This window comes from Pseudomonas fulva, assembly GCF_023517795.1.
Lineage (GTDB): Bacteria > Pseudomonadota > Gammaproteobacteria > Pseudomonadales > Pseudomonadaceae > Aquipseudomonas > Aquipseudomonas fulva_D.
This window is the reverse complement of record NZ_CP082928.1, coordinates 2,006,160-2,025,531: the sequence shown is the minus strand read 5'-3', so window position 1 is coordinate 2,025,531 and position 19,372 is coordinate 2,006,160. Positions and strand designations below refer to the sequence as shown.

Annotated in this window: 17 protein-coding genes; 3 read left to right on the top strand and 14 right to left on the bottom strand. The window is 65.9% G+C overall.

The genetic code is table 11. From position 1 onward, the window contains the following. Positions 1–127 precede the first annotated feature (127 nt). The 4 genes from K8U54_RS09090 to K8U54_RS09075 all read right to left on the bottom strand — a co-directional run bounded on the left by K8U54_RS09090 (position 128) and on the right by K8U54_RS09075 (position 3,114). Entirely contained in the window at positions 128–949 is an 822-nt protein-coding gene (locus K8U54_RS09090; protein ID WP_249909820.1) for a hypothetical protein, read from the bottom strand. Positions 950–1,032: 83 nt separating this feature from the next. Next, entirely contained in the window at positions 1,033–1,821 is a 789-nt protein-coding gene (znuB, locus tag K8U54_RS09085) for a zinc ABC transporter permease subunit ZnuB (protein ID WP_249909819.1), read from the bottom strand. After that, positions 1,814–2,617, bottom strand: coding sequence for a zinc ABC transporter ATP-binding protein ZnuC (gene znuC, locus K8U54_RS09080; protein WP_249909818.1), 804 nt, complete (start codon positions 2,615–2,617; stop codon positions 1,814–1,816). The genes znuB and znuC overlap by 8 nt, the downstream gene beginning before the upstream one ends. After that, the gene (locus tag K8U54_RS09075) at positions 2,614–3,114 is read right to left on the bottom strand and encodes a Fur family transcriptional regulator (RefSeq protein WP_249909817.1); all 501 of its coding nucleotides are present in this window, start codon (positions 3,112–3,114) and stop codon (positions 2,614–2,616) included. Before K8U54_RS09075 ends, znuC begins: the two co-directional genes overlap by 4 nt. Positions 3,115–3,266: 152 nt before the next feature. On the opposite strand from K8U54_RS09075, the gene znuA reads away from it, so the two are divergent. Further along, entirely contained in the window at positions 3,267–4,286 is a 1,020-nt protein-coding gene (znuA, locus tag K8U54_RS09070) for a zinc ABC transporter substrate-binding protein ZnuA (RefSeq protein WP_249909816.1), read from the top strand. A 70-nt stretch (positions 4,287–4,356) separates the two neighbouring features. Here the strand turns inward: znuA and K8U54_RS09065 are convergent, their stop codons facing one another. The 3 genes from K8U54_RS09065 to K8U54_RS09055 form a co-directional block, all read right to left on the bottom strand. After that, a complete protein-coding gene (locus K8U54_RS09065) occupies positions 4,357–5,025 on the bottom strand; it encodes a TVP38/TMEM64 family protein (protein WP_249909815.1) in 669 nt (222 codons plus the stop codon). Between the two features lie 176 nt (positions 5,026–5,201). Then, positions 5,202–6,152 carry a homoserine kinase gene (locus K8U54_RS09060; protein ID WP_249909814.1) on the bottom strand — a complete coding sequence of 317 codons (951 nt, stop codon included), beginning with the start codon at positions 6,150–6,152 and terminating at the stop codon, positions 5,202–5,204. A 12-nt stretch (positions 6,153–6,164) separates the two neighbouring features. Then, positions 6,165–6,449 carry a DUF2782 domain-containing protein gene (locus K8U54_RS09055; RefSeq protein ID WP_013793388.1) on the bottom strand — a complete coding sequence of 95 codons (285 nt, stop codon included), beginning with the start codon at positions 6,447–6,449 and terminating at the stop codon, positions 6,165–6,167. 74 nt (positions 6,450–6,523) lie between these two features. On the opposite strand from K8U54_RS09055, the gene polA reads away from it, so the two are divergent. Then, positions 6,524–9,376 (top strand): DNA polymerase I, encoded by a 2,853-nt coding sequence (polA, locus tag K8U54_RS09050; RefSeq protein ID WP_249909813.1) that lies wholly within the window; start codon positions 6,524–6,526, stop codon positions 9,374–9,376. Positions 9,377–9,782: 406 nt separating this feature from the next. Here the strand turns inward: polA and yihA are convergent, their stop codons facing one another. The 4 genes from yihA to K8U54_RS09030 form a co-directional block, all read right to left on the bottom strand. Further along, positions 9,783–10,430, bottom strand: a complete 648-nt coding sequence (gene yihA / locus K8U54_RS09045) for a ribosome biogenesis GTP-binding protein YihA/YsxC (RefSeq protein ID WP_249909812.1) — start codon at positions 10,428–10,430, stop codon at positions 9,783–9,785. 250 nt (positions 10,431–10,680) lie between these two features. Further along, a complete protein-coding gene (locus K8U54_RS09040; protein ID WP_249909811.1) occupies positions 10,681–11,577 on the bottom strand; it encodes a D-hexose-6-phosphate mutarotase in 897 nt (298 codons plus the stop codon). Between the two features lie 110 nt (positions 11,578–11,687). Beyond that, a complete protein-coding gene (locus K8U54_RS09035; RefSeq protein ID WP_249909810.1) occupies positions 11,688–13,064 on the bottom strand; it encodes a TRAP transporter large permease in 1,377 nt (458 codons plus the stop codon). After that, on the bottom strand, positions 13,057–13,602 hold the full coding sequence (locus K8U54_RS09030; RefSeq protein ID WP_249909809.1) for a TRAP transporter small permease subunit: 546 nt from the start codon (positions 13,600–13,602) through the stop codon (positions 13,057–13,059). Before K8U54_RS09030 ends, K8U54_RS09035 begins: the two co-directional genes overlap by 8 nt. A gap of 313 nt (positions 13,603–13,915) precedes the next feature. Here K8U54_RS09030 and K8U54_RS09025 point away from each other — a divergent pair, with 313 nt between their 5' ends. Then, a complete protein-coding gene (locus K8U54_RS09025) occupies positions 13,916–15,013 on the top strand; it encodes a TRAP transporter substrate-binding protein (protein WP_249909808.1) in 1,098 nt (365 codons plus the stop codon). Positions 15,014–15,358: 345 nt separating this feature from the next. On the opposite strand, the gene argB is transcribed toward K8U54_RS09025, so the two are convergent. The 3 genes from argB to dut form a co-directional block, all read right to left on the bottom strand. Continuing rightward, entirely contained in the window at positions 15,359–16,264 is a 906-nt protein-coding gene (argB, locus tag K8U54_RS09020) for an acetylglutamate kinase (protein ID WP_249909807.1), read from the bottom strand. Positions 16,265–16,287: 23 nt separating this feature from the next. Then, complete coding sequence (gene algC, locus K8U54_RS09015; RefSeq protein ID WP_205881593.1) at positions 16,288–17,679, bottom strand: phosphomannomutase/phosphoglucomutase; 1,392 nt, start codon at positions 17,677–17,679, stop codon at positions 16,288–16,290. A 1,211-nt stretch (positions 17,680–18,890) separates the two neighbouring features. Next, on the bottom strand, positions 18,891–19,346 hold the full coding sequence (gene dut / locus K8U54_RS09010) for a dUTP diphosphatase (RefSeq protein ID WP_249909806.1): 456 nt from the start codon (positions 19,344–19,346) through the stop codon (positions 18,891–18,893). Positions 19,347–19,372: the final 26 nt, after the last annotated feature.

Genomic DNA, 19,372 nt, shown 5'->3' with positions numbered 1-19,372 from the left:
CTTCGTTTTGCCGGGTAGGCATGAGCATAAAGGGCTTGCCAGTTTACCCGGCGCTGCTTAGACCTCAAAAATCTTTGTAGGCCTATGTTTATATCTAAAATGCTGAATTTCAGCCTGGCTCGAAACCTCACTGGCCCCGGGCGCGCAAGATCAGGCGCGGCACCTGAACCGGTTTGACGGCGTGGCTGAGCGCAAGTTTGAAGGTCGGGTCGAGTTTCATCACCCGCGCTTCGAGCAGGGCCGTCACGCGGCGCAGGTCCTCGACGCTGCGCACCTGGACATGCACGCTGCGGTCGAAGGCCACCACATCCGCGGCCACGGCATCGAGGCGCTCGAACAGCGCCGCCTCGTCACGGCTGTCGAGCATCGCCAGGCTGATTTCGCTGCGCTTGGCTGCAGGGTCGATCAGTTGCGCCGGCACCTGCGCCGTCGCGCCGTCGGCTGCACGGCTGGCGGCAGCTTGCGCTTCGGCGGCCTGGCGCAGCAGGCGCAGTTGCTCCTGGCGCGCCGCCTGGGCCTGCTCACCGGCCTGGCGGGCCTGTTCGACGGCGCTCAGTTCGGCTTGGCGGGCCTTGCCGATGGCGCCATCCAGCCCGGTGGTCAGGGCTGGTGCCTTGGGCATCAGGGTGCGCGCGTGGGCCAGGGATTTGGCGGCCTGGTCCAGGTCGCCGGCTTCCAGGGCCTTCTGGCCTGCCTGCAGGTAGGCTTCGGAGAGTTGCCGCTGGGCCTGCAGCAAGGCAGCGGGCTCGCCGTCCGCGTGCAGAACCTGAAGCTGGGCTTCGGCTTCAGCCAATTGGCCGGCGGCCAGGTGCGCGTCGAACTGCTCCTGGGCGCCCGGCGCCACTGCGACGACAGCCGGCGCTGGCTCGGCTGCCTGCTGGCTCTGGCAGCCCACGATCAGCAGGGCCAACGCGGCCAGGGCAGCGCAGCGTAAAGGGAACGATGTCATGACTGCGGGTCTCGGTTTGTGCAAAAAATACGCAATTCTACACGGCGGCCGGCGGGCCACCAAATGTGCCATCACGGCGGGTGTCAGGCCTTGCGGCGCGGCAGCAGGAAGCTCAGCAGGAACAGGCTGGCGGCCGACACCACGATCGACGGGCCGGCCGGCGTGTCCTTGAACCACGACAGGCTCAGACCACAACACACCGCCACGGTGCCCAGCAGGCTGGCGCCAAAGGCCATCTGCTCGGGCGTGCGGGCGTGCCGCTGGGCCGCGGCGGCGGGAATGATCAGCAACGAGGTGATCAGCAGCACGCCGACGATCTTCATGGCCACGGCGATGACGATGGCGATCAGCAGCATCAGGCCCAGGCGGATCGTCGCCACCGGCAGGCCTTCCACGCGCGCCAGTTCCTCGTGCACGGTGATCGCCAGCAGCGGGCGCCACATCAGCACCAGCAGCACCAGCACCAGGGCGCTGCCGGCAAGGATCCAGGCCAGATCCGTGGGGCTCACCGCCAGCAGGTCGCCGAACAGGTAACCCATCAGGTCGATGCGCACGTCACGCATGAAACTCAGCACCACCAGGCCCAGGGACAGGGTGCTGTGGGCGAGGATGCCGAGCAGGGTATCGCTGGCCAGGGGCTGGCGGGTCTGCAGGGTGACCAGCAGGATCGCCAGCAGCACGCAGCCGACGGTCACCGCGAAGGTCGGGTTGACGTCCAGCATCAGGCCCAGCGCCACGCCGAGCAGGGCGGCATGGGACAGGGTGTCGCCGAAGTAGGCCATGCGCCGCCAGACCACGAAGGAACCCAGAGGGCCGGCGACCAGGGCCAGGGCGAGGCCGGCGAGCAGGGCGTTGAGCAGAAAATCAGCCATGCTTGCAGCCGTCTCCATGGATGTGAGGGCGGACCGGGCCATGAATGGTCAGGCCCGGTCTGTCGCTGACCACGCTGCCGTGCAGGTCATGTTCGTGGTCATGGTGGTGGTGATAGACGGCCAGGCTCTGGGCGTCGCGCCCGAACAGCTCGACGAAGGCCGGGTCGAAGCTGACCTGCTCCGGATGGCCCGAGCAGCATACGTGGCGGTTCAGGCAGACCACCTGGTCGGTGGTGCTCATCACCAGGTGCAGGTCGTGGGACACCATCAGCACGCCGCAGCCATGGCGGTCGCGCAGGCGGGTGATCAGCCGGTACAGCTCGGCCTGGCCGGCCACGTCGACGCCCTGCACCGGCTCGTCGAGCACCAGCAACTGGGGCTCACGCAGCAGCGCACGGGCCAGCAGCACACGCTGCATCTCCCCGCCGGAAATGCCCTGCAGCGGGCTGTCGAGCACCTGGCTGGCGCCCACTTCGGCCAGCGCGGCCTGGGCACGAGCGCGATCGACACCCGGCACCAGACGCAGGAAACGCAGCACGCTGAGCGGCAGGGTCGGGTCGACGTGCAGCTTCTGCGGCATATAGCCGATGCGCAGCTTCGGCTTGCGCCACACCGTGCCGCTGTCCGGGGTGAGCAGGCCGAGCACGGCGCGTACCAGGGTGGTCTTGCCGGCGCCGTTGGGGCCGATCAGGGTAACGATCTCGCCGGGCTGGATGGTCAGCTCGACCTTGTCGAGCACGGTCTGTCCGGTGAAGCCGACGGTCACGCCATCGAGGCGTATCAGCGCGTCGCTCATTGCTTGCCTTGGCAGCCAGCGCACAGGCCGACGACTTCCACGGTCTGGCTTTCCACCGCGAAGCCGACGCCCTTGGCGCCGCGCACGATGGCGTCACTGATGGCGGTCTGCTCCAGTTCGACGGCGGCGTTGCAACTGCGGCAGATCAGGAACTGGCTGTGGTGCGCGTGGGCCGGGTGGCTGCAGCCGACGAAGGCATTGAGCGAGGCGATGCGGTGCACCAGGCCGTTTTCCAGCAGGAAATCCAGGGCCCGGTAGACCGTGGGCGGCGCGGCGCGGCGGCCGTCTTCTTCGCTGAGCACGCCAAGGATGTCGTAGGCACCCAGCGGCTTGTGGCTGGCCCAGACCAACTCCAGCACGCGCTTGCGCAGGGCGGTCAGGCGCAGGCCCTGGCGTGCGCAGATGGCCTCGGCTTCGGCCAGCGCCTGGCTGACGCAATGGGAGTGATCATGGGGACGCGATGCCAGTGGCGGCACGACGCTGGCGGGTTTGTACATGGCGTGGGCCTCGAAACGTAGGACGTTATTCTATTACGCATTGACCGCCCGGCGCCACGCATCGGCCCGCCTGCCATCAGCGCGCTTCGACGGGAGGCGGAAAGAGATGTTATTGTATTACTTCCATTCGCTCGTGATCGATCTTCCCGCCTATGTTGCCGCGCCTGCTTTCCCCGTTTTCGTTGCTGCTGTCCTTCCTGCTGTTCGCTGCGGGCGCCGCCCAGGCCGAGGTGCGCGTGCTGACCAGCATCAAGCCCCTGCAACTGATCGCCGCCGCGGTGCAGGACGGTGTGGGTGAGCCGCAAGTGCTGCTGCCGCCGGGTGCGTCGCCGCACCACTACGCGCTGCGCCCCTCCGACATGCGTCGGGTGCAGGAGGTGGACCTGCTGTACTGGATCGGCCCGGACATGGAGAGCTTCATGCCCCGCGTGCTGGCGACCCGCGAGAAGCCCAGCGTGGCCGTGCAGAGCCTGCCGGACATGACGCTACGGCACTTCGGCGAGGAGCATGTTCACGACCACGACCACGACCACGACCACGACCACGACCACGACCACGACGACCACGACGACCACGACCACGACCACCACGACCATGGGGCTGGGCAGACACAGGCAGCGCCTGACGAACACGACCATGACCATCGCCCCGGCAGCCTGGACGCCCACCTGTGGCTGTCGTCGGCCAATGCCCGGGTGATCGCCGCGCGCATGGCGGCGGATCTCGCCAAGGCCGACCCGGCCAACGCGGCGCGTTACCAGGCCAACCTGGCATCCTTCGGCAAGCGCCTGGATGCCCTGGAGCCGCGCCTGCAGGCGCAGCTCGCGCCGCTGAGGGGCAAGCCGTACTTCGTGTTCCACGAAGGCTTCGATTATTTCGAAGCCGCGTACGGCCTCAAGCATGTCGGCGTGTTCAGCGTCGCCAGCGAAGTGCAGCCGGGCGCCCGTCACGTGGCGGCCATGCGCGAGCGCTTGCAGGAAGTCGGCCCGAGTTGCGTGTTCAGCGAGCCGCCGCTGCGCCCGCGGCTGGCCGAAACGCTGACCGCGGGGCTTCCGGCGACGCTGGCCGAGCTGGATGCCATGGGCAGCACCGCGCCGGTCGATGCCGAGGGTTACCCGACCATGCTGCAGACCCTGGCCGATGGTTTCAGCGGCTGCCTTGGCAAGCTCTAGGGCCTGCCCCTGAGCGAATCGATCAGCCAGGCCCGGGTCAACGGCCTTGCCCATTGCCGGGTCGCGGTGCTCATCGAGCCGCTTGCCGGCCCGCCATGCGTCGGCGCCACAGGTAGATCGCCACGCCGGCCGCGGCCAGCACGGCGAGGGCTACGGCGCCACTGCCCAGGTCATGATCGAGCAGCGATTCGCCGAGCACCACGAAGGCCACGGCGTAGATCCCGGTGATCAGCCCCGAGACCCCGAAGTAGATCCAGAAGGGTACGCCGGCCATGCCCAGCAGGTAGTGCTTGATGAAGATCGGCACCCCTGGGGCCAGCTTGACCAGCAGCGCGAAACGCAGCGCGCCCTGCTCCTTTTCGAAATCCGGAATGTCGTAGCGCGTGCGCGCCAGCAGCCGGGCGAGCCAGGGGCGCAGGCCGCTGCGGGCGATCCAGTAGCAGAGCACCAGGTTGGTGGACAGGGCGACGGCGCTGCCGGCAAGGCCCACGTAGGTGCCGAAGGTCGCCCCGGCAACGATGAAGAACGGGGTGATCGGCACGCCCAGGGCAGGCAGCAGCGCCATGGCCAGAAAGAAGGGCACCACCCCGGCCTCTTCGCGCCAGGCGATGAATGCCTGGTAATCCCAGGCATTCCAGATCAGCACGGCGAGCACCAGCAAGGTGACCGCGCCCAGTGCGCGTCGTGCCCAGGTGGCGGGCGTCGAGCGCCGAGTGTGCTTGGGCGAGGGTGATGGCATGGCGGCCCTTGTCGTGCAACTGACCCGACCTCTGGACGAGCCGATGATGACGGCCTCTCGCAGGCGCGATGCACGCCCCTGCGAGGGGCGATTGAGAGCCGCAGCATAGGGGCAAGGGTTCGAAGGGGACAAGGGTGACGCCGAGCAAGGCGCCACCATTTCGTCACATCCTGCGTCTACAGCGCGAACGGCAGGGCCAGGCTGACCTGCTGGCGTGCCGCCAGGCGGCGCTGGAACTCACCCGGATCGTGGATCAGCACGTCCTGGCCGGCGAAAGCCTCGGCAGCGATCAGCCGTGACAGCCAGAAACGCACGCAGGCGATACGCAACATGGCTGGCCAGATCTCGGCTTCCGCGGCGGTGAACGGGCGCAGGGCGGCATAGGCGCCCAGCAGGGCGCGGGCGCGCCCTTCATCCAGGCGGCCCTGCTCGTCCGAGCACCAGTCGTTCACGGTGATTGCCAGGTCATAGAGCATCGGCCCCGAGCAGGCGTTGTAGAAGTCGATAACCCCGCTCAGGTGGCTGCCTTCGAACATGCAGTTGTCGCGAAACAGGTCGGCATGCAGATTGGCGCGTGGCAGCTCGCGCACCTGATCCTGCCGGGCAGCGATTTCGGCCAGGGCGTCATTGAGCAGCGTCGTCGCGTCCGGCGCCTGATGGGTGGCCAGCACCTTGCCCTCACGCAGCATCCACTCCAGGCCACGGTCGCTCTTGCGCTGCAGCGGGTGGTCGCGGGTCGCCAGGTGAATGCGCGCCAGCAGCTCGCCCACCTCGTGGCAATGCTGGGCATTGACGTCGCGCACGTGCTTGCCGCTGAGCCGCGGTTGCAGCAGCGCCGGTTTGCCGGCCAGGGTGCGCAGTGCTTCGTCGTTGTCGGTACGCAGCGCGTAGGGCACCGGCAGCCCGGCGTCATGGAGAATGTCGAGCAGCTCGATAAAGAACGGCAGATCCTCGCTGGGCCCGCGCTCGACCAGCGTCAGCACGAACTCGCCCTGTTCCAGGCTGACGAAGAAATTGCTGTTCTCGCTACCGGCCTCGATGCCCTGGAAATCGAGCAGGCGGCCGAGCCCGTAGGGCGCGAGAAAGGTTTCCAGTTGCGGACGTTGCAGCGGGGTGAACACCGACATGAATTGACTGCCTTACCAGCTGAAGATTTCCCAGGCCGGGATCAACATATCCGGCGAATCGGAACGCACGAAATTGCCGTCGCTGCCGTCGGCCCGTACCAGGAAATAGGGTTTGCCACCCTTAGGGGTGACCTTGATGGCGTAGAGAAAGCCGTTGACCCGGTATTCCTCCACGGTGCGGTCGCCGTCCTGGCGAATGGTTACGTCGGGCTCGGCCGAGGGCGCATCGCTGGCCTGCGCGGCGAACGGCACTGCTGCCAGCACGGCAAGCAGGATCAGGCGATTGAATGGTCCCATGGTAACCTTGTCCCTTTGATATCAACGGTGCTTGTATTCTAGCGCCACGCCCGCCGAAAAGGTTGATTGCCCTCATGAGCCAAGCTCCCCTCGTCCTGGTCGACGGTTCTTCTTATCTGTACCGCGCCTTCCATGCCCTGCCGCCCCTGACCAACTCCAAAGGCCTGCCCACCGGCGCCGTGAAGGGGGTGCTGAACATGCTGCGCAGCCTGCGCCGGCAGTACCCGGACAGCCCCTTCGCGGTGGTCTTCGATGCCAAGGGCGGCACCTTCCGTGATGAGCTGTTCGCCGACTACAAGGCCAACCGCCCGCCCATGCCCGACGAGCTGCGTCTGCAGGTCGAGCCGCTGCATGCCAGTGTGCGGGCGCTGGGCTTGCCGCTGCTGTGTGTGGAGGGCGTGGAGGCCGACGACGTGATCGGCACCCTGGCCCGGCAGGCCGCCGCCGAAGGCTGCGACGTGGTGATCTCCACCGGCGACAAGGACATGGCGCAGTTGGTGTGCAAGCACGTCACCCTGGTCAACACCATGACCGGCAGCGTCTACGACATCGAAGGCGTAAGGGAGAAGTTCGGCGTCGGCCCCGAGCTGATCATCGATTACCTGGCGCTGATGGGCGACAAGATCGACAACATCCCCGGCGTGCCGGGCGTCGGCGAGAAAACCGCCCTGGGCCTGCTGGTCGGCGTCGGCGGCGGCCTCGACGTGATCTACGCCAACCTCGACAAGGTGCCGGGCCTGCCGATCCGCGGCGCCAAGAGCCTGCCGGCCAAGCTCGAGGAGCATCGCGAGATGGCCTACCTCTCCTACCAGTTGGCGACCATCAAGCTGGATGTGCCCCTGGATCTGGATTACGCCAGGCTGCACCCCGGCGAGCCGGATGTCGACACCCTCTCCGCCCTCTACGAGCAGCTGGAGTTCAAGGGCTGGCTGGACGAATTGCTGCGCCAGAACAAGGGCGCGCCGCCCAAGGCCAAGGCGGCCCGCTCCGAACTGACGCCGCCCTCGGATGACCTGTTCAGTGCGGCGGCCAGTGCGGCGGCGGGCGAGGTGCCGGCGGTTCAGGCCGCCGCAACGCCTGCGGTTGCCGAAGACCAGCCGTCGGTGGTGGCGGGCGAGTACCGCACCATTCTCGACCAGGGCGAGTTCGACACCCTGCTGGAAGAACTCCAACAGGCCGAGCTGATCGCCTTCGACACCGAAACCACCAGCATCGACGCCCAGCAGGCGCAACTGGTCGGCCTGTCCTTCGCGGTCAAGGCTGGCGAGGCGGTGTACGTGCCGGTGGCGCACAGCTACATGGGCGTGCCGCAGCAGCTGGATCGCGACGCTGTGCTGCGTGCGCTCAAGCCGATTCTCGAAGACGTCAACAAAGCCAAGGTCGGCCAGCACGCCAAGTACGACATCAACGTACTGGCCAATGCCAGCACGCCGATCAACGTGCAGGGCGTGGCCTTCGACACCATGCTCGAGTCCTACGTGCTGGACTCCACCGCCACCCGCCACGACATGGACAGCCTGTCGCTCAAGTACCTGGGCCACAGCACCATCCGTTTCGAGGACATCGCCGGCAAGGGCGCCAAGCAGCTGACCTTCGACCAGATCGCCCTCGAGCAGGCCGGCCCCTACGCCGCCGAAGACGCCGACGTGACCCTGCGCCTGCACCAGAACCTGTGGGGCCGCCTGGAGCAGGTGCCGAGCGTGGCGAGCGTGCTGCGCGATATCGAGATCCCCCTGGTGCCGGTGCTGGCGCGCATCGAGCGCAACGGTGCGCTGGTCGACGCCAAGCTGCTCGGCGAGCACAGCCAGGAGCTGGGCGAAAAGCTGGTGGCGCTGGAACGCCAGGCCTTCGAGGTCGCCGGCGAGGAGTTCAACCTCGGCTCGCCCAAGCAGCTCGGCGCCATCCTGTACGAAAAGCTCGGCTTGCCGATCCTCAGCAAGACCGCCAAGGGCCAGGCCTCCACCGCCGAAGCGGTGCTCGCCGAGCTGGCCGAGCAGGACTACGAACTGCCCAAGGTATTGATGCAGTACCGCAGCCTGAGCAAGCTCAAGAGTACCTACACCGACCGCCTGCCGGAGCAGATCAACCCGCGCACCGGGCGCATCCACACCAGTTATCAACAGGCGGTGGCGTCCACCGGACGGTTATCGTCCAGCGACCCCAACCTGCAGAACATCCCGGTGCGCAGCGCCGAGGGCCGGCGCATTCGCCAGGCCTTCGTGGCGCCGGCGGGCTACAAGCTGGTGTCGGCGGACTACTCGCAGATCGAGCTGCGCATCATGGCGCACCTGTCCCGCGACGAGGGACTGATGAACGCCTTTCGCGACAACCTCGACGTGCACACCGCCACGGCCGCGGAAGTCTTCAAGGTCGAACTCGATCAGGTCAGCAACGACCAGCGGCGCAGCGCCAAGGCGATCAACTTCGGGCTGATCTACGGCATGGGCGCGCAGAAGCTGGCCAAGGACATCGGCGTCGACGGCAAGACCGCCAAGGCCTATATCGAGACCTACTTCACCCGCTACCCGGGCGTGCGCGAGTACATGGATCGCACCCGCCGCCAGGCCGCCGAGCAAGGCTACGTGGAAACCCTGTTCGGCCGGCGCCTGTACCTGCCGGCGATCAAGTCCAGTCGCCCGCAGGAGCGCGCCGGTGCCGAACGCACGGCGATCAACGCGCCAATGCAGGGCACTGCAGCGGACATCATCAAGAAGGCCATGGTGGCGGTGGATGAGTGGCTGACCGAGTCCGGCCTCGATGCCCGGGTGATCCTGCAGGTGCACGATGAACTGGTGCTGGAGGTGCGCGAGGATCTGGTCGAGCAGGTCAGCGCGCAGATTCGCCCCTTGATGGGCGAAACCGTGAAGCTCGACGTACCGCTGCTGGTCGAGGTCGGCGTCGGCAACAACTGGGATGAAGCCCACTGACCGACCACGAAATGGGACGCAGCTGCGTCCCGTTATCAGTTAGTACCGTGCGGTCTTAATAGGAATGACGACCAAACAAAGGGATCTAAGCACCGCTGAACTTTACTTCTGTCCACCCGGTCAGAGTTTGTGAATGGCCCATAAAGCCCTTCGATGCTCCTTTGTTGTGTTAAGTGTTGGCAGACATCTGAGCCCCGCCCTAGCGGTTCAGACCCTTAAACCCCGATCTTCTCCCTCCCCATACGAAGTTCGGGGTTTTTTTTGCCCGCAGGAAAGTGCCGGGCCACCTCCCGCACCCTACCTACCAGCAGGCTAGCCCCTCAGCGCCCAGCGCAACGCCAGCGGATGCAAAAACGCCCCGCATGGGCGGGGCGTTTCGTTCGGCAACCTGGCGTTGAGCGCGAGATCACTCGGCCACGTCGTCTTCCTGTTCCCCGCCGATCAGGCCCAGCCAGTGGCCCAGCACGGCCTGTGCTTCTTCCACGCCGATGCGCTTGGGCGCCGAAAACAGCTGGATGCTGACGTGATCGCCCCAGGTCTTGCGGATCTCCTGCTGCACCTTGAGCAGCGCGTTCTTGGCCGCGCCGAAGGCCAGCTTGTCGGCCTTGGTCAGCAGGATGTGCATGGGCATGCCGCTGGCACCGGACCAGTCGAGCATCATGCGGTCGAACTCGGTCAGCGGGTGACGGATGTCCATCATCAGGATCAGCCCGCGCAGGCTTTCGCGACTGCCCAGGTATGCCTCGAGGTGCTTCTGCCAGTGCTGCTTGAGCGGAATCGGCACCTTGGCGTAGCCGTAGCCAGGCAGGTCGACCAGGCGGCGCTCGTCGTCCAGGCGGAAGAAGTTCAGCAACTGGGTACGTCCCGGCGTCTTCGAGGTACGCGCCAGGCTGGCGTGGGTCAGGGTGTTCAACGCGCTGGACTTGCCGGCGTTGGAACGCCCGGCGAAGGCGACTTCGTAGCCCTGGTCGTCCGGGCACTGGTCGACCTTGGCGGCACTGATCAGAAAGGTGGCTTGCTGACACAAGCCGATTGCGGGGTTCTTTGCGTGCATCGGAGTTTCCGGTGAAGGGGCTGCATCGCGGCAGTCTATCAGGCTGGCGACGCGCTGACCCGCGCCGCCCGCATGGCCGGGCCCGTTTTACCGCGATGCTGCGTTTCTCGCCGGCTCATTTAGCTCACTAAACTTCGCGGCTGTGTGTCCCACACGGATGTGGGAAATGCCGCAGGTCCGCAGGGGGAGGGCGCGGCCCTTGCCTCGCTGCAAAACGGTCTCCGGCGCGGCCGCGCGTGAAACGGTCATCTCAAAGTGGCTGTGCCCACAGCGTCACGTCGAGGCGGTATTCGGCGCCCGGGGCGAGAATCAGCGAGTCGTCCAGCACGTTGGCGTGCTCGATGCAGAGCATGCCCTGCCAGGCGTCATCGGCGAATTGCGACAGGCGTTTGGCCTTGTCGATCCACGGGTTCCACACCACCGCCGAGGCCGAGCCTTCGCTGCGCATGAAGATACGGCGCTTCCAGAGCGGGTCGACGATGCTCAATTGTGGCGGCGTGTCGAGGTAGATGCGGTCGGTTTCGCCGGCGAAGGTCACCGCGCCTTTCTGGCGGACTTTCTTCCAGTCCTGCAGGGTGTCGACGTAGCGGCAGGCGTCCAGGCCTTCGATCTGTACCTTGCGAATGTCGCTGACCGCGAAATAGGTGTGCAGCGCCTGGCTGATCGGCAGTTCGCTGTCGCCCAGGTTGCGGGTGGTCAGGCTCAGTTTCAGGCGCTCGCCGAGGTGGATATCGAGCTGCAGCTCGGCGGCGTGCGGCCACTCGGCAATCGGTTGGGCGGCGGTGTCGAAGGCGAACGACAGGGTCACGCCATCTTCTTCGGTGTTCAGGCCGATCAGTTGCCAGTCGCGGTCACGCACCAGGCCGTGGGCCGGCGCATCGGTCGGGCGGGAATACGCGTCGCGGATGGCCTCGGGGTTGCGCTGCAGGTCACCGAACCAGGGCCAGCACACCGGCACGCCGCCGCGCACGCTCTTTGCGCTTTCATAGGCCGCCTCGTCGCTGAGCCAGATCAGCGGCTCGCCCTTGGCCGGCTGGTAGCGCAGGATCTGCGCGCCCTGTTCGCTGACCAGCAGCTCGGCGCCGGCATGCTGGATGCGCCAGCAGACCAGGTCGCCCAGCTGGATGCGTTCGTTGGTGGTGCTCATGGATGTACTGCTCCTGGAGAGATTGGCTGTTGGGCCACGACGCGGCGACGTGGTTCGCCAGTGCCATGAAAAACGCCCGTCGGGGCGGGCGTTTTGCTTTGCCGTTGAGTTTACGAACCGTAGACCTGATTCGGAAGCCAGGTGATCAGCGCCGGGAACTGGTAGGCGATGACCAGCATCATCAACTGGATGATGATGAACGGAATCACCCCGCGGTACATGGTCGCGGTACTCACCGAGCGCGGCGTCACGCCGCGCAGGTAGAACAGCGAGAAGCCCAGTGGCGGGGTGAGGAACGAGGTCTGCAGGTTGAGGGCGATCATCACCCCCAGCCACACCGGGTCCAGGCCCATGGCCAGCAGCACGGGGCCGACGATCGGCACCACCACGAAGATGATCTCGATGAAGTCGAGGATGAAGCCGAGCAGGAAGATCACCAGCATGACCAGGAAGAAGGCGCCGAGCACGCCGCCGGGCAACTGCTTGAACACGTCCTCGATCAGCGCTTCACCGCCGAAGCCGCGGAACACCAGGGAAAACAGCGAGGCGCCGATGAGGATCAGAAACACCATGCTGGAAATTTCCGTGGTGCCCTGGGCCACGCTGCGCAGCTGCGGCAGGCTGAGCTGGCCCTTGAACAGTGCCAGCAGGGTGGCGCCCACGGCGCCGATGGCGGCGGCCTCGGTGGGCGTCGCGTAGCCGGCGAGAATCGAGCCGAGTACCGCGACGATCAGCGCCAGTGGCGGTACCAGGGAGCCGAGCAGCTTGCCCCATTGCACCTCGCCGAGTTCTTCCTTGGGCACCACCGGCATCTTCTTCGGCTGGAAGATCGCCACCAGGATCAGGTAGACGACGTACAGCACCACCAGCAGCAGACCGGGCACCAGAGCGCCCATGAACAGGTCGCCAACGGAAACGGTCTTCGGCGAGAAGATGCCCATGCGCAGCTGCGCCTGCTGGTAGGCGCTGGACATCACATCCCCGAGCAGCACCAGCACGATCGACGGCGGGATGATCTGACCCAGGGTGCCGGTGGCGGCCAGGGTGCCGGTCGCCACCGCCGGGTCGAAGCCGCGCTTGAGCAGGGTCGGCAGGGCCAGCAGGCCCATGGTCACCACCGTGGCGCCGACGATGCCGGTGCTGGCCGCGAGTAGCGCCCCCACCAGGCACACCGAGATCGCCAGGCCGCCACGAATGCCGCCGAACAGGCGTGACATCGACTCGAGCAGGTCCTCGGCGACCTTGGACTTCTCCAGCATCACGCCCATGAACACGAACAGCGGCACCGCCAGCATGGTCTGGTTGTTCATGATGCCGAACAGGCGGTTGGGCAGGGCGTTCAGGTACCCGGCGTCGAAGGTGCCGGTGAGCACGCCGATACCGGCGAACAGCAGCGAAACCCCAGCCAGGGTGAAGGCCACCGGGTAGCCGCCCATCAGCACCAGGCAGATGCTGACGAACAGCAGGATCGACATGACTTCAGCCATGTTTCACCTCCTGCTCCGGCAGCACGCCGCACAGCAGGTAGATCGCCTTGATCAGGTTGGAGATGCCTTGCAGGGTCAGGCTGACCACCAGCACCAGGATGATGCTCTTCTGCAGGTAGACGAACTTCAGACCGCCCGACTCGCTGGAGCCTTCGCGGGTCGACCAGGAGTTGGCCACGTAGTCCCAGCTCGCCCAACCGAGAAACAGGCAGACCGGCAGCAGCAGGAACAGGGTGCCGAGCACCTCGACCAGTGCCTGACGGCGGCCACTGAACTGCTGATAGAAGATATCCACCCGCACGTGGGCGTTGCGCTGCAGCGCCCAGGCCGAGGCGCCCATGAACACCAGCGCGTGGGCGTAGAGCACGGCTTCCTGCAGCGCGGTGGCGCCCAGGTTCATGCCATAGCGCAGGATCACCACCAGGGCCGTGCCGAGTACCAGAAACAGGGTCAACCAGGAGCAGGCCTGGCCGAAGCGGAAGTTCACGGCGTCGATGACCCGTGCGATCCCCAGGGGAAGTGAAGGCATGTTGGACATGATGCGTCCTTCTTATAGTTATCGGAAAAGAGCGAAAAGCGAGGGATTTTAGGCGGCGCTTCGCGCATCCGGCAATGGCGCCAGCACCTGGCTGCGCGGCCGGGTGGGGTGCGGCAGAAGCCCTGAAAGCCGCTGTCTTGAGCGGTGGCATGGGGGTGCTGGCCATGGGCCAGACATGGGCTGAAACATTTGCCGATCCTGGTCGCTCGGCGGTGGGGAATAGGATAAGGCGCTGGGGCAGTGGCGGATCGCCATTGTTGCACCGAGGCCGATACGGCCCAGAGGTCATTATTACAATAACAAGGAGCTCCCTATGAAACGTCGCCAAATACTGGCTGCTGCAGGCGTCGGCATCGCCGCAGGCGCATTGGTCGGATGCAAGGAGGAAGCCGGCGCCGCCGATGCTTCCAAGCCGGCAGCCGAAGCCAGGACCTTCAACTGGAAAATGGTCACCTCCTGGCCTAAGAACTTCCCCGGAGTCGGCGTCGGTGCCGAGCGCTTCGCCAAGCTGGTCGAGCAGATGAGCAACGGTCGCCTGAAGATCAAGGTCTATGCCGCCGGTGAGCTGGTGCCGGCCCTGGAAGTGTTCGATGCGGTATCGCGCGGCACCGCGGAAATGGGCCACGGTGCGCCCTACTACTGGAAGGGCAAGGTGCCCGCCGCACAGTTCTTCTGCGCCCTGCCGTTCGGCCCCAACGCCCAGGAAATGAACGCCTGGTTGCACTACGGCGGCGGCATCCAGCTCTGGGAAGAGGTTTACAAGCCCTATGGCGTATTGCCGATGGCCTGCGGCGCCACCGGCGTGCAGACCGCCGGCTGGTTCAACAAGGAAATCAATTCGGTCGACGACCTCAAGGGCCTGAAGATGCGCACCCCGGGCCTGGGCGGTGAAGTGCTGAGCAAGGTCGGCGGCACCGTGGTGAACATGCCTGCCGGGGAGATCTTCACCGCCCTGCAGACCGGCGCCATCGACGCCACCGAATGGATCGGCCCCTACAACGACCAGGCGCTGGGTCTGCACAAGGCGGCCAAGTACTACTACACGCCGGGCTGGCAGGAGCCGAACGTCACCTTCGAGCTGGACGTCAACCTCAAGGCCTGGGAAACCCTGCCGGCCGACCTGCAGGCCATCGTTCGCGCCGCGGCCCGCGATGTCAACGGCGACATGCTCGACGACTACAACGCCAAGAACATGGAAGCCATGGAACAGCTGAAAAAGGACGGTGTGGACGTACGCCGCCTGCCGGACGACGTGCTCGCCAGGCTCAAGGAAGTCTCGGCCGAGGTGGTCGACGCTACCGCCGCCGCCGACCCGGCCGCACAGAAGGTCTGGGAGCAGCAGAAGGCCTACCTGGCGCGGCTGTACGAGTACGCCGAAGCGAACGAGAAGGATATCTACGCGATTCGTTGATGGGGCTGATTGAAGGCGGAAGCGGCCGCTCCCAGCGTAGGGTGGACAACGCTCTTTTTGTCCACCATTGCGATCGCAGAGCGGTGGACGGGTAAAGCGTCGTCCACCCTACGAAAGGCCACTTGCGCCACCTAGCAGTCAGAGTCAATAAAACCGCTGCGAAGCTGATGCTGCAAAAACAACAACGCCGGCGATAGCCGGCGTTGTTGTTTTCAGCAGATCCAGACCAAGCGAGCTAGAGCCATGCAAGGCAAAAACAGCCGAGAAAGCGGAGTGTACTTTTGTACATGAGCATTTCGAGTCTGTTTTTAACGCAGCAGGGCCGACGCTCAGCTGGTCGCTTTTTTAAGCACGCTTGCGGTTGCTGATCATGGTGCCGTTACCCACGTCGGTGAAGATCTCCAGCAGCACCGCGTTCGGCACGCGGCCGTCGATGATGTGCGAGCTGGTCACGCCACCCTGTACCGCTTCCAGGGCGCACTTGATCTTCGGCAGCATGCCGCCGTAGATGGTGCCGTCGGCGATCAGTTCGTTGACCTGTTCGGTGCTCAGGCCGGTGAGTACTTCGCCCTGCTTGTCCATCAGGCCGGCGATGTTGGTCAGCAGCATCAGCTTCTCGGCTTTCAGCGCTTCGGCGACCTTGCCAGCCACCAGGTCGGCGTTGATGTTGTAGGACTCACCTTTCGGGCCCACGCCGATCGGCGCGATCACCGGGATGAAGTCGCCCTTGGCCAGCATGTTCAGCAGGTCGGTATTGACCCCGGTGACCTCGCCGACATGGCCGATGTCGATGATTTCCGGCTGGGTCATTTCCGGCGTCTGCCGGCTGACGGTGAGCTTGCGCGCACGGATCAGCTCGGCATCCTTGCCGGTCAGGCCGATGGCGCTGCCGCCATGACGGTTGATCAGGTTGACGATGTCCTTGTTGACCTGGCCGCCGAGCACCATTTCCACCACATCCATGGTCGCCGCGTCGGTCACCCGCATGCCATCAATGAAGTGGCTTTCGATGGAGAGGCGCTTGAGCAGATCACCGATCTGCGGGCCGCCGCCGTGAACCACCACCGGGTTGATGCCCACCGCCTTCATCAACACGATGTCGCGGGCGAAGCCTTCCTTCAGGTCATCACTTTCCATGGCGTTGCCGCCGTACTTGATCACCAGGGTCTTGCCAACGAAGCGACGGATGTACGGCAGTGCTTCGGACAGCACCTTGGCGACGTTGGTGGCGGCTTCACGCTCTAGGGTCATGCGGGGCTCCAGTGCTGGACGGGTCAGAACGGTAGTTGGACGTCAGGGGCGACGCGGTGCATCTGCGAGCGGAACAGTTCCTGGATCCGCTCCAGCTCGGCCTGGCTTTCCGCTTCGAAGCGCAGCACCAGCACCGGCGTGGTGTTGGAGGCGCGCACCAGGCCCCAGCCTTTCGGGTAATCGACGCGCACACCGTCGAGGTTGGTCACACTGCCTTCGCCCCACTGACCTTCACGCTGCAGGCGCTCGATGATCGGGAACTTGGTCTGCTCGGTGACCTGCACGTTGATTTCCGGGGTCGACACGTCGTTGGGGAAGGCGGCGAACACCTGCTCGGCGGTGCGCTTGTCCTGGCTGAGAATCTCCAGCAGGCGTGCGGCGGCGTAGATGCCGTCGTCGAAGCCGAACCAGCGTTCCTTGAAGAACACGTGGCCGCTCATCTCGCCGGCCAGCAGCGCGCCGGTTTCCTTCATCTTCTTCTTGATCAGCGAGTGACCGGTCTTCCACATCACCGGGCGGCCGCCGTAGCCGCTGATCAGCGGGGTCAGGCGACGGGTGCATTTGACGTCGAAGATGATGTCGGCGCCCGGGTTGCGGGAAACCACGTCCTTGGCGAACAGCATCAGCAGGCGGTCCGGGTAGACGATGGTGCCGGTGTTGGTGACCACGCCCACGCGGTCGCCATCGCCGTCGAAGGCCAGGCCGACGTCGGCGTTCTCTTCCTTGACCTTGGCGATCAGGTCGACCAGGTTCTCGGGCTTGCCCGGATCCGGGTGGTGGTTGGGGAAGTTGCCGTCGACCTCGCAGTACAACGGAATCACCTTGCAGCCCAGGGCTTCGATCAGCTGCGGGGCAATCACCCCGGCGGCGCCGTTGCCGCAATCGACCACCACGCGCAGCGGCTTGGCCATGGCGATGTCGCTGCGGATCTGCTCCAGGTAGCGCGGCAGCAGGTCGACGCGTTCGACGCTGCCTTCACCGCTGCTCAGGTCGTTGGTGTCGATGCGGGTTTTCAGCGCCTGAATCTGCTCGTTGGCCAGGGTGTCACCGGCGATGACGATCTTGAAGCCGTTGTAGTCCGGCGGGTTGTGGCTGCCGGTGAGCATCACCGCGGTCTTGCCGGCCAGCACGTGGGCAGCGAAGTAGACCACCGGGGTCGGCACCATGCCGACGTCGCTGACCTGGCAGCCGCTGTCGGCCACGCCCTGAATCAGCTGCTCGACCAGGCTCGGGCCGGACAGCCGGCCGTCGCGGCCCACGGCAACGTTGGGCTCGCCCTCGGCCAGGCTCTGGGAGCCGATGGCGCGGCCGATCCAGTAGGCGGTTTCCGGGGTCAGGCCGGCGCCCACCACACCGCGGATGTCATAGGCTCGGAAGATGTCTGCTGGGAGTTTCGGGGCTTGCGGCGCGGTCATGATCGGTGTCTGCTCCAGTCCCAGGAGATCCTGGTCGTCGTCGAGGATGTCGATATCGAGAATATCGGTGTCTTGAAACAGCGGATTCACGAAATCCGCCGGCTTGGCTGCGACGCGACTACTGGGTGTTTCACTGGCCACGAGATCCGGGCGGGTCGCCACGGGTTCCTGGGCGCGACGGGGCAGTCGGCTCAGGTTCTGCGCCAGGTCGTTAAGGGCGGGCAGGCTCAAGCTGAAGGCTTTGACGGCTTTGCCCGCGGAGAGTTCTTTTACCAATTCGGTCAGTTGCGCGACATCACCTGCCAGGCGCTGCTGCAGGCGGCGGTTGGCCAGATAGAGCCCGGCCAGTGCGCCGATCAGTGCGACCAGCAGGGCAAGCCCCAGCAGTGCGGGTGACAGGCTCGTGGCGCCAAGCCCGGCAGCCGGCGTGAAGTTCAGCGTCCAGTGCGGATTGCCGGTGGCGAACGGCTGGGCGGTGCCGTCGGCCTGGCCGCGCTGGGCCAGCACCTGGGCGGCGCCGGCATCGAAGCGCTGCACCAGCTGGATCTGCCCGACATCGGCCGGCAGCGGCGGCAGGTTGCCGAGCAGGCGGTTGAGGTCGACGGCCAGCAGCAGGGTGCCGACCATGGGCTGCTTGTCGTCCTGGCGCACCGGCGCCACGCTGTAGGCCAGCCAGCGCTCACCGACCCGATAGGCTTCCACGGCTGGCGCCTGACCGGCCTCCAGGCGGCGCAGCAGGTCCAGCGCGGCGAAGTTCATCGGCGCGCTGCGTGAGCTGTCCGGTACCGCCTGGCCGGGCAGGTTGAGCTGGGCATCGACCACGCCGTTCCAGTAGCGCAGGCCGTTCTCGGCATTGCGCACCTGGGCGTCGTCGCCACTCTGCAGCGCTTGCGAGAGCACCGGGTTACCCGCGGCGGCCAGGGTGTCGGCGCTGAGTTGCCTGAGGGCCTGCTGCAGGCTGGCCGCCTGGCTGCTGCCCCAGGCCTGGCTGAGCTGTTGCTGCTGCAGCTGCTGCGCCGGGCTCACCGCGGCGAACCAGAGGATGGCGCCGGCCAGGGCCACGCCAAGGGTGGCGACTAGTGCGCCGGGCAGCAGGTCGGCAGCAGCCATGGACCGGCCGCGGGTGCTGGAGTGCGAATCGCCGGGGCGTTCTTCCTTGGGCGCGCGTTTGAAGCCTTTCATCCGACGTCTCCTGGCGAACTAGAAGGGGATCACTTGGTACCCGAGTGGCCGAATCCGCCGGCACCGCGTTCGCTGTCGCCGAATTCCTCGACCACCTCGAAGCGTGCCTGGATGACCGGCACCAGCACCAGTTGGGCGATGCGCTCGCCGATGGCCATCTTGAACACGGTATTGCCGCGGTTCCAGCACGACACCATCAGCTCGCCCTGGTAATCCGAATCGATCAGGCCGACCAGGTTGCCGAGCACGATGCCGTGTTTGTGGCCCAGGCCCGAGCGCGGCAGGATCAGTGCGGCCAGGCCCGGGTCGGCGACGTGGATGGCCAGGCCGGTGGGGATCAGCACGGTCTGGCCCGGCTCCAGGGTCAGGTCTTCCTTGAGCATGGCGCGCAGGTCCAGGCCGGCCGAACCGGGCGTGGCGTAGGCGGGCATGGGGAATTCGCTGCCGAGGCGGGGGTCGAGGATCTTGGCTTGTAGGGCGTGCATGGGGCGATCAGGGCTTCCGTGGGAAT

Bases quoted from the DNA above. Each gene is read 5' to 3' on its own strand.
- K8U54_RS09090 (WP_249909820.1), bottom strand. From the start codon at position 949: ATGACATCGTTCCCTTTACGCTGCGCTGCCCTGGCCGCGTTGGCCCTG.
- znuB (WP_249909819.1), bottom strand. From the start codon at position 1,821: ATGGCTGATTTTCTGCTCAACGCCCTGCTCGCCGGCCTCGCCCTGGCC.
- znuC (WP_249909818.1), bottom strand. From the start codon at position 2,617: ATGAGCGACGCGCTGATACGCCTCGATGGCGTGACCGTCGGCTTCACC.
- K8U54_RS09075 (WP_249909817.1), bottom strand. From the start codon at position 3,114: ATGTACAAACCCGCCAGCGTCGTGCCGCCACTGGCATCGCGTCCCCAT.
- znuA (WP_249909816.1), top strand. From the start codon at position 3,267: ATGTTGCCGCGCCTGCTTTCCCCGTTTTCGTTGCTGCTGTCCTTCCTG.
- K8U54_RS09065 (WP_249909815.1), bottom strand. From the start codon at position 5,025: ATGCCATCACCCTCGCCCAAGCACACTCGGCGCTCGACGCCCGCCACC.
- K8U54_RS09060 (WP_249909814.1), bottom strand. From the start codon at position 6,152: ATGTCGGTGTTCACCCCGCTGCAACGTCCGCAACTGGAAACCTTTCTC.
- K8U54_RS09055 (WP_013793388.1), bottom strand. From the start codon at position 6,449: ATGGGACCATTCAATCGCCTGATCCTGCTTGCCGTGCTGGCAGCAGTG.
- polA (WP_249909813.1), top strand. From the start codon at position 6,524: ATGAGCCAAGCTCCCCTCGTCCTGGTCGACGGTTCTTCTTATCTGTAC.
- yihA (WP_249909812.1), bottom strand. From the start codon at position 10,430: ATGCACGCAAAGAACCCCGCAATCGGCTTGTGTCAGCAAGCCACCTTT.
- K8U54_RS09040 (WP_249909811.1), bottom strand. From the start codon at position 11,577: ATGAGCACCACCAACGAACGCATCCAGCTGGGCGACCTGGTCTGCTGG.
- K8U54_RS09035 (WP_249909810.1), bottom strand. From the start codon at position 13,064: ATGGCTGAAGTCATGTCGATCCTGCTGTTCGTCAGCATCTGCCTGGTG.
- K8U54_RS09030 (WP_249909809.1), bottom strand. From the start codon at position 13,602: ATGTCCAACATGCCTTCACTTCCCCTGGGGATCGCACGGGTCATCGAC.
- K8U54_RS09025 (WP_249909808.1), top strand. From the start codon at position 13,916: ATGAAACGTCGCCAAATACTGGCTGCTGCAGGCGTCGGCATCGCCGCA.
- argB (WP_249909807.1), bottom strand. From the start codon at position 16,264: ATGACCCTAGAGCGTGAAGCCGCCACCAACGTCGCCAAGGTGCTGTCC.
- algC (WP_205881593.1), bottom strand. From the start codon at position 17,679: ATGACCGCGCCGCAAGCCCCGAAACTCCCAGCAGACATCTTCCGAGCC.
- dut (WP_249909806.1), bottom strand. From the start codon at position 19,346: ATGCACGCCCTACAAGCCAAGATCCTCGACCCCCGCCTCGGCAGCGAA.